Genomic DNA, 12480 nt, shown 5'->3' on the forward strand with positions numbered 1-12480 from the left:
TCACGACCGGTTTATTGTGAAGGCCAACGATTCCATAAGGAGGAACCTCATGGCGAAGACCAAAAGCACGACCAAGGCCAAGACCGGCAAGCAGAAGCTTGCAGCGGCGGCACCGTCGGCGCCGAACATCGATATCGGGATCACCCAGGGCGACCGCAAGAAGATCGCCGACGGTCTGTCGCGCTTCCAGGCCGATGCGTTCACGCTCTACCTGAAGACGCACAACTTCCACTGGAACGTGACCGGGTCGATGTTCAACTCGCTGCACACCATGTTCGAGACGCAGTACACCGAGCAGTGGGCGGCACTGGACGACGTGGCCGAGCGCATCCGCGCGCTGGGCTTCAATGCCCCGGGCTCCTACCGGGAATTCGCTGCGCTGACCTCGATCGTCGAGGAACCGGGCCTGACCGACAGTGCGGACTGGCGTGAAATGGTACGCCAGTTGGTGGTCGCCAACGAAGCGGTATGCCGTACGGCACGTGAAGTCCTGGACGTGGCGGCCAAAGGGGACGACGCCCCGACCGAGGATCTGATGACCCAGCGCCTGCAGACCCACGAGAAGTACGCCTGGATGCTGCGCTCGCTGTTGCAGTAAGGGTTGGGGGTGTTCGGCAGGGCTTGCAGCCCTGCACCCGCCGAAGCCTTCAAGCCAGAGCCAGAGCAAAAGCCAGTTTCCTGAAGGTTGGCGGGGTGGGTCCGGTTGAGGGGGACGCCGTGAACCCGTCCATGGGGGCTTGGTCGCGGCATCCATGCCGCTCACACCCCCTCAACCGGACCCACCCCGCCTTCGACAGATTTTCGCGATCTGCCAGGGCATTGCTTGGGGTCAGATCCGTTTTCCGCAGGAAAACGGATCTGACCCCATTTTGATTGTCGATATCTGACAGATTTCATCCACGCATGGCGTGGATCTACCCGCCACCGGGCCAAGTCTGGGGGAGAGCCCCCTGAGTCAGGGGGCGGACGCGAAGCGGCGGGGGTCTGGGAGATGGTAAGTGGGGCCCGCGTTTCGCGCAGCGAAGCGTGGGAGCGGCAGCGCGCATGCGATGGCGCGTTCCCAAGGCGCAGCCCTGCCGAGACACCCCCGCCGGGGTAAACTAGCGCGATGGCTTCCCGTCCCGCGCACGACCTGCTTCAACGCGTCTTTGGTTACGACGATTTCCGTGGTCCGCAGCAGGACATCGTGGAGCATGTGGCTGCCGGTCACGACGCCCTGGTGCTGATGCCCACCGGCGGCGGCAAATCGCTGTGCTATCAGGTCCCGGCCCTGCTGCGTGACGGTTGCGGCATCGTCATCTCGCCGCTGATCGCACTGATGCAGGACCAGGTCGAAGCCCTGCGCCAGCTCGGCGTGCGCGCCGAGTACCTGAATTCAACCCTGGATGCCGAGACCGCCGGCCGCGTCGAGCGCGAGCTGCTCGCCGGCGAACTGGACATGCTGTATGTCGCCCCTGAGCGGCTGCTGACCGGGCGTTTCCTGTCGCTGCTGTCGCGCAGCCAGATCGCCCTGTTCGCCATCGACGAAGCACACTGCGTGTCGCAGTGGGGCCATGACTTCCGCCCCGAATATCGCCAGTTGACCGTGCTGCACGAGCGTTGGCCGCAGATCCCGCGGATCGCGCTGACCGCCACCGCCGATCCGCCGACCCAGCGCGAGATCGCCGAGCGCCTCGATCTGCAGGAAGCACGCCATTTTGTCAGTTCCTTCGACCGTCCCAACATCCGCTACACCGTGGTGCAGAAGGACAACGCCCGCAAGCAGCTGACCGACTTCCTGCGCGGCCACCGTGGCGAGGCCGGCATCGTCTACTGCATGTCGCGGCGCAAGGTCGAGGAGACCGCTGAATTCCTCTGCGGCCAGGGCTTCAACGCTCTGCCTTACCACGCCGGCCTGCCGCCGGAAGTGCGCGCCGGCAACCAGCGCCGCTTCCTGCGCGAGGACGGCATCGTGATGTGTGCCACCATCGCCTTCGGCATGGGCATCGACAAGCCGGACGTGCGCTTCGTCGCGCATACCGACCTGCCCAAGTCGATGGAGGGCTACTACCAGGAAACCGGACGCGCAGGCCGCGATGGCGAAGCCGCCGAGGCCTGGCTGTGCTACGGCCTGGGTGATGTGGTACTGCTCAAGCAGATGATCGAGCAGTCCGAGGCGGGCGAAGAGCGCAAGCAGCTGGAGCGGGCCAAGCTCGACCATCTGCTGGGCTACTGCGAATCGATGCAGTGCCGCCGCCAGGTGCTGCTGGCCGGCTTCGGCGAGACCTACTCCCAGCCTTGCGGCAACTGCGACAACTGCCTGACGCCACCGGCCTCGTGGGACGCGACCATACCGGCACAGAAGGCGCTGAGCTGCGTCTATCGAAGCGGCCAGCGCTTCGGTGTCGGCCACCTGATCGACATCCTGCGCGGCAGCGAGAACGAGAAGGTGAGGCAGCAGGGCCACGACAAGCTGAGCACTTATGCCATCGGCCGCGACCTCGATGCACGCACCTGGCGCAGCGTGTTCCGCCAGCTGGTCGCGGCCAGCCTGCTGGAAGTGGACAGCGAGGGTCACGGTGGCCTGCGCCTGACCGATGCCAGCCGCGACGTGTTGACCGGCCGCCGCCAGATCAGCATGCGCCGCGACCCGGCCAGCAGCACCAGCGGACGCGAGCGCAGCGCGCAGCGCACCGGCCTGTCGGTGCTGCCGCAGGACCTGGCCCTGTTCAACGCGCTGCGCGGCCTGCGCGCCGAACTGGCCCGGGAACAGAACGTACCGGCGTTCGTGATCTTCCACGACAGCACCCTGCGCAACATCGCCGAGCAGCGCCCGACCAGCCTGGATGAACTGGCCCGGGTCGGCGGCATCGGCGGTACCAAGCTGAGCCGCTACGGCCCGCGCCTGGTCGAGATCGTGCGTGAAGAGGGCTGACGGTATCGCGTTGCCGCGCTGCGGCGCGGCCGCCGGGCATGGCCCCAACGGCGCGCGGGCGCCCCTGTAGAGCCGAGCCCACGCTCGGCTGCCTCTGCGCGAACAGCAGCCGAGCGTGGGCTCGGCGCTACGCTGGTGCAGGTCCAATCTTGAACCGGCCATTCAGCCGGAAGTGCATCCGCGTCCGCTTGCGGCTAGATTAGCGTCATGTCCCTGGCCTCGACCCTGCTCCGCGTCGTGCTCATGCTCAGCCTGTTGCTCAACGGGCTGAACGCGGCCCTGGCCCGTGGTCACGAAGAAATGGGGCGGATGGCCCACGCCGCAGCCGCGGCTGTTGATGGCGGCACTGCCGACTGCCACCACCACGCGGGCATGCAGGCCGACCCGGCCCCGCAGGCCAAGGCCCCGGCCCACGACGCCCACTGCCAGATCAAGGACTGCGTGCGCAACTGCGCCCAGCACCCGCTGCTGATGGTGCAGCCGTTGCCGATCATCGCCGGACCGGCGCTGTCGCTGGCCCCGCAGCCGATGCCGGCCACCGGCCGGCCGGCGCCGCCGCTGCCGCCGATCTCACGCCCTCCCATCGGCTGATTCCACACGCACCGTGCGCCCTGCGCACCGCAGCCGGCCGCCTGCCGGCGTCTTTACGTGTCTGGAGTCACCACCATGAATACCCGTATCCCCCGCGGTCCGGGCCCTGTGCCCATGCCGTCGCGCCGCCTGTTCGTGCAGGGCCTGGCCGCCGGTGGCGTGGTTGCCGGCATCGCCGCTGTCGGCGTGCCGCAGCGCGCGCTCGCCGCCGCCACGGCCGCCCCACGCCTGGCCGGCGCCCCCGCCGTGCTCAGCGACACCCGCATCGATCTGGCCATCGGCGAATCGCTGGCCAACTTCACTGGCCGCACCCGTCCTGCGATCACCGTCAATGGATCGCTGCCGGCCCCGATCCTGCGCTGGCGCGAAGGCCAGACCGTGGACCTGTTCGTGCGCAACACCCTGGAACGCCACCCGACCTCGATCCATTGGCACGGCATCCTGCTGCCTGCGAACATGGACGGTGTGCCGGGACTGAGCTTCAATGGCATCGGCCCCGGTGAGACCTACCACTACCACTTCGAACTGAAGCAGTCGGGTACCTACTGGTACCACAGCCACTCGATGTTCCAGGAGCAGGCCGGCCTGTACGGAGCGCTGATCATCGACCCGGCCGAGCCGGCGCCCTACCACCACGACCGCGAGCACGTGATCCTGCTGTCCGACTGGACCGACATGGACCCCGGCGCGCTGTTCCGGCGCATGAAGAAGCTCGCCGAGCATGACAACTACTACAAGCGCACCCTGCCCGACTTCCTGCGTGACGTGAAGCGCGACGGTTGGTCGGCCGCGTTGTCCGACCGTGGCATGTGGGGGCGGATGCGGATGACGCCCACCGACATCTCCGACATCAATGCCCACACCTACACCTACCTGATGAATGGCACCGCGCCGGCCGGCAACTGGACCGGGCTGTTCCGCAACGGCGAGAAAGTGCTGCTGCGCTTCATCAACGGCGCCTCGATGACCTACTTCGACGTGCGCATTCCCGGCCTGAAAATGACCGTGGTCGCCGCCGACGGCCAGTACATCCATCCGGTCAGCATCGACGAGTTCCGCATCGCGCCGGCCGAAACCTACGACGTGCTGGTGGAACCGACCGGGCAGGATGCGTTCACCATCTTCTGCCAGGACATGGGCCGTACCGGCTTTGCCGCCGGAACGCTGGCAGTCCGCCATGGCCTGCAGGCACCGATTCCCGCGCGCGACCCACGCCCGTTGCTGACGATGAGCGACATGGGGCACGACATGGGTAGTGGTGGCCATGGTGGCCATGACATGGCCGCGATGAAGGGCATGGAAGGCGGCTGCGGCGCCAGCATGGACCACGACGGCGATACCGCCAGCAGGGCACCGAAGCACCCGGCCAGTGAGCGCAACAACCCGCTGGTGGACATGCAGAGCTCGGCCACCGAACCGAAGCTGGACGATCCCGGCATCGGCCTGCGCGACAACGGTCGCCAGGTACTCACCTACAGCGCGATGCGCAGCCTGTTCGAGGACCCCGATGGCCGCGAGCCGAGCCGCGAGATCGAGCTGCACCTGACCGGCCACATGGAGAAGTTCTCCTGGTCATTCGATGGCATTCCGTTCGCCAGCGCCGAGCCGCTGCGACTGAACTACGGCGAGCGCATGCGCATCGTATTGGTCAACGACACCATGATGCAGCACCCGATCCACCTGCACGGCGTGTGGAGTGATCTGGAGAACGCGCAGGGCGAATTCCAGCTGCGCAAGCACACCATCGACATGCCACCCGGCACCCGCCGCAGTTACCGCGTGCGTGCCGATGCGCTCGGTCGCTGGGCCTACCACTGCCATCTGCTGTACCACATGGAAGCGGGCATGATGCGCGAAGTGAGGATCGAAGAATGAGCCGCTCACTGCTTTCCCCCAGCCTGCTGGCCCTGGGCCTGGCCACCGCATTGCCGGTGTTCGCGCAGTCGCATGCCGGGCATGGCATGGGCACGATGGACCCGCCGCCGAAGACCGCGAAGACCCCGGCCGAACCGGTCGATCATTCGAAGATGGATCATTCGAAGATGAACATGGGTGCGGCGGGTCAGGCCGGCATGGACCACTCCACGATGGACCACTCGAAGATGGACCATGGCGCGATGCAGCCAGCGGCGATGGACCATTCCACGATGGATCACGCCGCCATGGGTCACGGCACGCCCGCACCGATCGAACCGCGCGAGCCGATCCCGGTTCCCACCGATGCCGACCGCGCTGCCGCCTTCCCTCCGATCACGCATGGTGCGATGGAGCATGCACCGCAGATCAACAGCCTGCTGCTGATCGATCGCCTCGAACACTGGGACGGCAAGAACAGCACCGGCCAGGCCTGGGAGGCCACCGGCTGGATCGGTGGCAACCTCAACCGCCTGTGGTTGCGCACCGATGGCGAACGCAGCCGCGGCAGCACGGAATCGTCGTCACTGGAAGCACTGTATGGTCGCAGCGTATCGCCGTGGTGGGACGTGCTGATCGGCGTGCGCCAGGACTTCCGGCCGGCCGACTCGCGCACCTGGGCGGCCATCGGCATCCAGGGCCTGGCGCCGTACAAGTTCGAAAGCTCGGCGACGCTGTACATGGGTTCCGGTGGCCAGGTGCTGGCCAAGGCCGAGGTCGAGTACGACGTGCTGCTGACCAACCGCCTGATCCTGCAGCCGCTGCTGGAAGCCACCGTCGCAGCCAAGGATGAGCCGGAGTACGGCATTGGTCGCGGACTGAACAAGGTCGAAGCCGGGCTGCGCCTGCGTTATGAGTTCAGCCGCCGTTTCGCGCCATACATCGGCATCAGCCACGAGCGCACGTTTGGCGACACCGCCGATCATGCTGGCGACCACGCACGCGACACGCGCTGGGTGGCTGGCGTGCGCATGTGGTTCTGAGCAGCGGTTCGTGAGCATTGGCCAGCCCCGGCAGCCGCCGGGGCCGGCTACACTGCGCCACGTTCCAATGCAGGCTCCGCCATGTCGCTGCAGATCCGCCGCGCCACCCTTGCCGATGTCGACGCCCTGTCGGCCATCGCGATTGCCACCTACAACGAAACCTGGGGCGACTCGTACCCGGCGCAGGAGCTGCAGGATTTCCTGCAGGCGCACTACAGCAGCGAACCGCAGCGCGCCGAACTGTCCGACCCGCGCAGCGCGATCTGGCTGCTGGTGGACGGCGACAACGTGGTCGGCTACCTGGCTGCTGGTGCCAACACCCTGCCGCATGCCGAGGCCCGCGAAGGCGACATCGAACTGAAGCGGTTCTACATCCTGGCCGCACACCAGAACGGCGGCCATGGTGCACGCCTGATGGACGCGTTCATGGCCTGGCTGGACCAACCGCACCGCCGCACCCTGTGGGTGGGCGTCTGGGAGGAGAACTTCGGCGCGCAGCGCTTCTACGCGCGCTATGGCTGCAGCAAGGTCGGCGAGTACGACTTCATCGTCGGGGATATGCGCGACCGTGAGTTCATCCTGCGGCGGACGTGATCACGCGCTCCATGTAGAGTCGAGCTTGCTCGACTATAGGCGGCAACATCCAGTCGAGCATGGCTCGACGCTACAAACTAGAAATCGAACAACTCAGACAGGAAGCTGTCTTTTTTCTTTTTCTTGTATCCGTGGCCCCGGTTGTCCTCGTAGCGCTGGCCCAAGTGGCGGGTATCACGATGCATCACCGGCGGCGGCGTGGTCGCCGGCTGCGCCTGCACAGGTGCCGGCGGCGGCAGCGCAGCGCCGGCGCGTTCGATGATCTTGTCCAGCTCGCCACGGTCCAGCCACACGCCACGGCAGCCGGGGCAGTAATCGATCTCGATGCCATGGCGCTCGGCCATCTGCAGGGTCTGGGTCTTGCACACGGGGCACAGCATGGGCATGGCTCCTGAAGGTCCGGCAACGACTCTACCTGCCCACCGATGACTGTGCGGTAACACATGACCGATGGCACACAGACTTCCGGCGCGTGCCAGCGTCCCCGGCCGCCTTCCACACTCCACGCTGGTTCCGCAGGGAGTGCGTGCATGACCGTCCTGTCCCGCCTGCCCGACGCCGCGCGCCTGCTGCTGGTGCTGCTCGGCGTCGGCGTTGGCCTGAATCTGCGCGATGTCGCTGCGGCCGCAGGCGCGCCGATTCCCGCCTTGCCTATGCCCTACGGCGGCAGCCTGCTGGACAACGCACTGGCCGTCCTGCTGGCGCTGCTCCTGGCCGCACTGCTGCGCCCGCGTGGGGTGGGCCTGATGGCCAGCCTGGGGCTGCACGGGAACGGCTGGCGCGGTCCGTTTTGGGTGCTGCTGGCCAGCCTGCCCTGCTGGCTGGGCCTGGCGGTGCTGGGCACGCCCAACACCGCACTGACCGCACTCGATGCGACGATGCTCGCCGTGCTGTTCCCACTGGCCGAGGAAGTGCTGTTCCGTGGCCTCGGCTTCCTGCTGCTGGTGAAGCTCATGCGTGGCCCATGGTCCCTGCTCGCGCTGCCGCAGGCGCTGCTGTTCGGTTGGGTGCACTGGCTGGGCTTCGGCGGCTTCGACGGCGGCGGCACTGCCCTGTTCGTCGGCGCGGTCATCGCACTGGGCGGCTTCATCTTCGCTTGGCTTGACCATCTGGACGGCGACACCCTGTGGTGCGGCCTGGTGCTGCATGTATCGATGAACATGGCGTGGAACGTGTTCAACCTCGACGACGCCGTCGCGCTGGGCTGGCAGGCCACCAGCCTGCGTATCGGCGCCGCGCTGCTGGCGGTGGCGGTGCTGGCCTGGCAGGTACGCCAGCGACGCCCGCGCCTGCTGTAACGCTCACTTAGCCTGCCGTGCACGCCGGGATCACCCCCGGCTTGCTCATACTTGCGCGCCTTTTCATTGCTGCTTTCCGGAGCTGTAGCGCCATGTTGCTGTCCAAGCGCCACGTTGAACCCCGCGTCCTGCTGATCGAGGACGCAGAGGAAACTCGCGAGCTGAGCCGTCTTGCGCTGGAAAGCCAGGCCTGCCACGTGGTGGGCGTGAGCTCTGCCGAAGCAGCATTGGGCCTGCTGGCCGCAGGTGAGCGTTTCGACCTACTGTTCACCGACGTCAACCTGGGCCCGATCAGCGGCATTGAAGCTGCCAACCGGGTCCGCGGCCTGTATCCCCAGCTGCCGATCCTGGTGACGTCGGGCATGGACCAGCACCAGGTGCTGCCGCAGCTGCGCGACGGCATTCATTTCCTGCCCAAGCCCTACAACATGAGCGAGCTGCTCGACGCCATCCGCCTGTGCTTCCGGCACGCCGATGTGGGCGTATTGATCGGGCCGGATGCGCAGGCAGCGTGAGGCGTTCATCCACACATGGCGTGGATCTACCGGGTTCTTGCAGTAGATCGACGCCATGCGTGGATGGCGCCCACCTTCAACCGCTGCTGTACGGTCCGGTACCCGGGAACACCTTCAGCAGCGCGCGGGTGATCATGTCCGGATACACGGTGAAGTGGTCCTCGTCGTCGATCACCATGTTCTCCACCTTCAACGAATGCCCGCTGGCGCGCAGCTGCTCGGCGAACTCGGCGTTGTGGCCCAGCATGTCGTTGCGGGTGAAATATCGCGGCTCCGGCTTCACCGTTTCGAAGCTGCCGATCGACAGCACCACCGTGGTCGGCTGCGTGGGCGCCTTGGCCTCGGCCTGCATGCGCGGCACCCGATGGTTGTCGAACCACAGCGACGGGCTTGACAGGATGTAGCTGTGGAACATGTCCGGGCGCGTGGTCAGCACGTAGGCGCCGAACAGGCCACCATAGGAATGACCCGCATAGGCGCGCCGCGCCGGATCAGTGCGGTAGCGCGCATCGATCATCGGCAGCACCCGCTCGGCAAGGAAATCGCGATAGTGCGCCGCGCCGCCGTAGCTCACGTCATCGCTGTAATCACGCGGATCGGTACGCGCCGGGTCGCTGGGCGTGTAGTCGCGCGAGCGGCTCTGCTTGGACGTCAGGCCTTCCTGCGGCGGCAGCCCGACCAGGATGAAATCCTCGATGTTGACGCCCTTCTGCCCCACCATGTTGCGCACGCTGCGCACCAGCGGGAAGCTGTACAGCGCATCAGTCACATACAGCACCGGGTAGCGTTTCTCCGGATGCGCAGCGTAGTCAGCCGGCAGCGCTACCCAGATCGGGTAATCGCGGCCCACCGGATCGTGCACGCGCAGCGCTTCGGTATCCGGCAGCACCACGCCCGGCGCAGCGGTGGCCGCGCTTTCCTTCGCTTCATTCTGCGTTGCCGGTGGCGCCACCGACATCGCACAGCCACTCACGGCCAGGCAGGCCGCCACACTCCATCCACGCACACGCTGCATCCACACGCTCCCATTGCGGGCGGCGCACCGGATGGCGCCGCTGCCGCATCCTTGCATGGTGCGCAATCCACTGCCAGTGCGGTCAGGGCGAAGCCGGCGGCGCCGGGAACAGTGTGCGCAGCGCCTGCAATGCGGCCGGATGATAGATCGTAGCGTGGGTTTCTTCCAGCAACGGCAGGTACTTCACCAGCGGCGACGGCGAAGCCTGCTGCAGCAACTCGGCCAGTTGTGCAGTGGATGCGGCCAGCTCCGGCTGCCCACTGCTGGCCAGGAATACGCGCGGCTGCGCACGCGTCACCGCCAGCAGCTGTTTGGCTGCGCCGGCCAGCATTGCGCCACGGTTCCACCACAGGCTGGGGTCCAGCGCGATGTAGCTGTTGAACAACGTTGGCTCCTGCAGCAGCGTCTCGACCACGAACAGGCCGGCCAGCGATTCACCGATCAGCGCGCGCTCGTCGGTGGTCGGGTAGCGCTGGCGCACCTGCGGCATCAGTTCATCGCGCAGGAAGCTGCGATAGGCCGCCGATCCACCAATGCGTGGCGCGATCTTCTGGTCCTGCGGATCGCTGCTCGGGCCGGTCATGTCACGACGGCGCTCGGTGTTCTCGATGCCGACCAGCAGGAACGGACGCATGCTGCCGTTGCCGCTGAGCACCTGCACCAGCCCGGCCACATGCAGGAAATCCTCACCGATGCCGCCGTCGGGCATGTAGAGCACCGGCAGCGGCGCTTTCGGGTCTAGGCCCCAGGGCTGCGGACGGTAGACATTGATGCGGCGGGTCTCGCCCAGCGCCTTCGATTCGATGGTGAAGGTTTCGCCGATGACCAAAGGCGAGGCGGCAGCGGGCGGCGCGGTTTCTGCAGCCATCAGCGGCGCGGCGGAGACAGCGGACAACAACAGCGACAGCACGATGAGGCGCATGGGAAAACCCACCCTGGGAAAGATGCCGAGCATAGCGTCAGGCCGCAGGCATTGGCTGCTTCGGCGCGCTCAACATGCCTGCCAGATGCGTAGTTCCACGCCATGCTTGGATGGATCACTGTAGAGCCAAGCCCACGCTCGGCTAGGCCTTGGTGCAAACCGCAGCCGAGCATGGCTCGGCTCTACAACACCTCACCCAGGCGCGGACGTTAGCCCCATGGTCGTCGCAAATGCACCGATATTTGAGGACATGACTCGCGGGTCGTGCCACCACTACAGGCGATAATCACGCCAACTATCCACGTGATACATCACGGCATAGTCGCCGCCGCCAGCAGATTCCGACATTTTCCAACGCGATAGGCTGGGCGCAAGCATGAACACGTCGCGTGCTGTCGCTTGCTGCACCAGATGCGCCTGCGCCACCATCGTCGCGTGCCTGGTTTCCGCATTTCTCTTCGGAGAATCCTCATTGAAATCCAAGCGCGTGCGTAAACACCATGCAGCGCCACCGACAACGGGTGGCGGCGGGCCTGCAAGCCCGCAATGACATTCACGCTGTTGTTTGCGCTCACCCGCCGACACTGTCCTTGGACCGTGCCGGCGGGTGATCCGTCGGCCTTCATGGTGGGCGGTGCGTGGGGGCCTTCGGGCCCGCCGGTTACTGCGTGATGTCATTCCGGCTTGCAGCCACGCATCGCCCGCCACCCGCCCTGCGCGGTGGCATTCCCACCCCAGCGCCGAGGAAGCCGACATGACCCAGCGTCCGCCCTATGCTTCAGATACCGCCAGCACCCACGATGACGACGACAACCCTTCACCCGAACTGAGCACGTTTCTGGGCTGCCTCAAACGCATCCGCGCGGGCGAAGGCGCCGATGGCCTCCCCTGGCCTGAAGCCCGCATTTCCGCAGGGCGCGGGGTTGCCCTGTCGCGGGTGGAACGGGCCGCCATCGGCATGCTGACCGTGGCGGAAATGCTGCACGCCGCCGACCGCTGCCGGGCAATGGCCACGCCGGACCGGCATCTGGATGCCAGCGTGGTTGAAGGGCTGTTCTTTGCCGTCCGCGGGCTGGCGGAACTGGTGTGCCGGGATGTGCGGCCGGAGTAGATGCCGCGGTGCCACGAACTGGACCATACTGGGGCCGGACCGACCCCGAGTCCCATCGAAGCCTGCAAGGAGGTTTGCATGTTGAATCTCGTGATCGTTGCCGCACTGGCTGCTGGCCCCGTTGCATCCGTACCGTACGCCGATTGCCTGCTCAGCAACATTCAGCCTGGCCTGTCCGATCGCGCTGTGCAACTTGTGCAGCAGGCCTGCGCCGCGAAGCATCCCGACAGTTTCCTTGCCTCACTGGAACTGGAGCGCACCTACAGCGTCCAACGACAGGCGCGGTTCGATGCGGATCGTGCCGCGGCCGAGCGGGCCGCCAATGCAGCGGCCTCTGCCGCACAGGCAGCGGCGGAGCGCGAGACGGCGCGAGCGCAGGGTGCCAAGACCAAGTAGGGGTTGGCACAAGCAACAAAAAAGGCACCGCTTGGCGGTGCCTTTTTGAATGACCTGGATCATTGATGCAATTGGTGGGCCGTGAAGGATTCGAACCTTCGACCAAAAGATTAAAAGTCTTCTGCTCTACCGACTGAGCTAACGGCCCGGTGCATTGCCCCGGCGTTTCGGCGGGGTGGGCATTCTACCCTATTTTGGCCGGTCGCGTGGAACCCCGGTGTGTCGGG

14 protein-coding genes and 1 tRNA gene are annotated in these 12480 nt (G+C 66.3%); 10 read left to right on the forward strand and 5 right to left on the reverse strand.

The window, feature by feature from the left end; genetic code table 11:
• The first annotated feature begins 49 nt into the window (after nucleotides 1–49).
• The 6 genes from AC5P74_RS19140 to AC5P74_RS19165 all read left to right on the forward strand — a co-directional run bounded on the left by AC5P74_RS19140 (nucleotide 50) and on the right by AC5P74_RS19165 (nucleotide 6996).
• On the forward strand, nucleotides 50–598 hold the full coding sequence (locus tag AC5P74_RS19140) for a Dps family protein (RefSeq protein WP_005418469.1): 549 nt from the start codon (nucleotides 50–52) through the stop codon (nucleotides 596–598).
• Between the two features lie 510 nt (nucleotides 599–1108).
• A complete protein-coding gene (gene recQ / locus AC5P74_RS19145) occupies nucleotides 1109–2914 on the forward strand; it encodes a DNA helicase RecQ (protein ID WP_495205030.1) in 1806 nt (601 codons plus the stop codon).
• A 207-nt stretch (nucleotides 2915–3121) separates the two neighbouring features.
• A complete protein-coding gene (locus tag AC5P74_RS19150; RefSeq protein ID WP_206620874.1) occupies nucleotides 3122–3505 on the forward strand; it encodes a CopL family metal-binding regulatory protein in 384 nt (127 codons plus the stop codon).
• 75 nt (nucleotides 3506–3580) lie between these two features.
• Nucleotides 3581–5380 carry a copper resistance system multicopper oxidase gene (locus tag AC5P74_RS19155; RefSeq protein WP_495205031.1) on the forward strand — a complete coding sequence of 600 codons (1800 nt, stop codon included), beginning with the start codon at nucleotides 3581–3583 and terminating at the stop codon, nucleotides 5378–5380.
• Entirely contained in the window at nucleotides 5377–6402 is a 1026-nt protein-coding gene (locus tag AC5P74_RS19160) for a copper resistance protein B (protein WP_495205032.1), read from the forward strand. Before AC5P74_RS19155 ends, AC5P74_RS19160 begins: the two co-directional genes overlap by 4 nt.
• An 81-nt stretch (nucleotides 6403–6483) precedes the next feature.
• A complete protein-coding gene (locus AC5P74_RS19165) occupies nucleotides 6484–6996 on the forward strand; it encodes a GNAT family N-acetyltransferase (RefSeq protein WP_346607913.1) in 513 nt (170 codons plus the stop codon).
• Nucleotides 6997–7073: 77 nt separating this feature from the next.
• Here the strand turns inward: AC5P74_RS19165 and AC5P74_RS19170 are convergent, their stop codons facing one another.
• Nucleotides 7074–7376 carry a TFIIB-type zinc ribbon-containing protein gene (locus AC5P74_RS19170; protein ID WP_053499357.1) on the reverse strand — a complete coding sequence of 101 codons (303 nt, stop codon included), beginning with the start codon at nucleotides 7374–7376 and terminating at the stop codon, nucleotides 7074–7076.
• A 150-nt stretch (nucleotides 7377–7526) separates the two neighbouring features.
• On the opposite strand from AC5P74_RS19170, the gene AC5P74_RS19175 reads away from it, so the two are divergent.
• Together AC5P74_RS19175 and AC5P74_RS19180 are read left to right on the forward strand one after the other, a co-directional pair.
• Complete coding sequence (locus AC5P74_RS19175) at nucleotides 7527–8294, forward strand: CPBP family glutamic-type intramembrane protease (RefSeq protein ID WP_346607914.1); 768 nt, start codon at nucleotides 7527–7529, stop codon at nucleotides 8292–8294.
• Between the two features lie 92 nt (nucleotides 8295–8386).
• The gene (locus AC5P74_RS19180; protein WP_005418495.1) at nucleotides 8387–8809 is read left to right on the forward strand and encodes a response regulator; all 423 of its coding nucleotides are present in this window, start codon (nucleotides 8387–8389) and stop codon (nucleotides 8807–8809) included.
• Nucleotides 8810–8885: 76 nt separating this feature from the next.
• Here AC5P74_RS19180 and AC5P74_RS19185 read toward each other — a convergent pair whose 3' ends face one another.
• The 3 genes from AC5P74_RS19185 to AC5P74_RS19195 all read right to left on the reverse strand — a co-directional run bounded on the left by AC5P74_RS19185 (nucleotide 8886) and on the right by AC5P74_RS19195 (nucleotide 11229).
• Entirely contained in the window at nucleotides 8886–9824 is a 939-nt protein-coding gene (locus tag AC5P74_RS19185) for an alpha/beta hydrolase (protein WP_346607915.1), read from the reverse strand.
• An 82-nt stretch (nucleotides 9825–9906) separates the two neighbouring features.
• A complete protein-coding gene (locus tag AC5P74_RS19190; RefSeq protein ID WP_346607916.1) occupies nucleotides 9907–10746 on the reverse strand; it encodes an alpha/beta hydrolase in 840 nt (279 codons plus the stop codon).
• Between the two features lie 273 nt (nucleotides 10747–11019).
• Entirely contained in the window at nucleotides 11020–11229 is a 210-nt protein-coding gene (locus AC5P74_RS19195; RefSeq protein ID WP_141750763.1) for a hypothetical protein, read from the reverse strand.
• Between the two features lie 271 nt (nucleotides 11230–11500).
• Between AC5P74_RS19195 and AC5P74_RS19200 the strand changes: the two genes are divergently transcribed.
• Nucleotides 11501–11857 carry a hypothetical protein gene (locus AC5P74_RS19200; protein ID WP_053499365.1) on the forward strand — a complete coding sequence of 119 codons (357 nt, stop codon included), beginning with the start codon at nucleotides 11501–11503 and terminating at the stop codon, nucleotides 11855–11857.
• A gap of 78 nt (nucleotides 11858–11935) precedes the next feature.
• Nucleotides 11936–12253: a hypothetical protein gene (locus AC5P74_RS19205; protein WP_206620868.1), complete on the forward strand. Its 318-nt coding sequence runs from the start codon at nucleotides 11936–11938 to the stop codon at nucleotides 12251–12253.
• Nucleotides 12254–12325: 72 nt separating this feature from the next.
• Here AC5P74_RS19205 and AC5P74_RS19210 read toward each other — a convergent pair.
• Nucleotides 12326–12401, reverse strand: a tRNA-Lys gene (locus tag AC5P74_RS19210).
• Nucleotides 12402–12480 lie beyond the last annotated feature (79 nt).

The organism is Stenotrophomonas sp. YJH_SMC_94-11, assembly GCF_059370435.1.

Coding starts and splice junctions, on each gene's coding strand:
- AC5P74_RS19200 (WP_053499365.1), top strand. CDS start 11,501: ATGACCCAGCGTCCGCCCTATGCTTCAGATACCGCCAGCACCCACGAT.
- AC5P74_RS19205 (WP_206620868.1), top strand. CDS start 11,936: ATGTTGAATCTCGTGATCGTTGCCGCACTGGCTGCTGGCCCCGTTGCA.
- AC5P74_RS19155 (WP_495205031.1), top strand. CDS start 3,581: ATGAATACCCGTATCCCCCGCGGTCCGGGCCCTGTGCCCATGCCGTCG.
- AC5P74_RS19190 (WP_346607916.1), bottom strand. CDS start 10,746: ATGCGCCTCATCGTGCTGTCGCTGTTGTTGTCCGCTGTCTCCGCCGCG.
- AC5P74_RS19175 (WP_346607914.1), top strand. CDS start 7,527: ATGACCGTCCTGTCCCGCCTGCCCGACGCCGCGCGCCTGCTGCTGGTG.
- AC5P74_RS19170 (WP_053499357.1), bottom strand. CDS start 7,376: ATGCTGTGCCCCGTGTGCAAGACCCAGACCCTGCAGATGGCCGAGCGC.
- AC5P74_RS19140 (WP_005418469.1), top strand. CDS start 50: ATGGCGAAGACCAAAAGCACGACCAAGGCCAAGACCGGCAAGCAGAAG.
- AC5P74_RS19150 (WP_206620874.1), top strand. CDS start 3,122: ATGTCCCTGGCCTCGACCCTGCTCCGCGTCGTGCTCATGCTCAGCCTG.
- recQ (WP_495205030.1), top strand. CDS start 1,109: ATGGCTTCCCGTCCCGCGCACGACCTGCTTCAACGCGTCTTTGGTTAC.
- AC5P74_RS19165 (WP_346607913.1), top strand. CDS start 6,484: ATGTCGCTGCAGATCCGCCGCGCCACCCTTGCCGATGTCGACGCCCTG.
- AC5P74_RS19180 (WP_005418495.1), top strand. CDS start 8,387: ATGTTGCTGTCCAAGCGCCACGTTGAACCCCGCGTCCTGCTGATCGAG.
- AC5P74_RS19185 (WP_346607915.1), bottom strand. CDS start 9,824: ATGCAGCGTGTGCGTGGATGGAGTGTGGCGGCCTGCCTGGCCGTGAGT.
- AC5P74_RS19160 (WP_495205032.1), top strand. CDS start 5,377: ATGAGCCGCTCACTGCTTTCCCCCAGCCTGCTGGCCCTGGGCCTGGCC.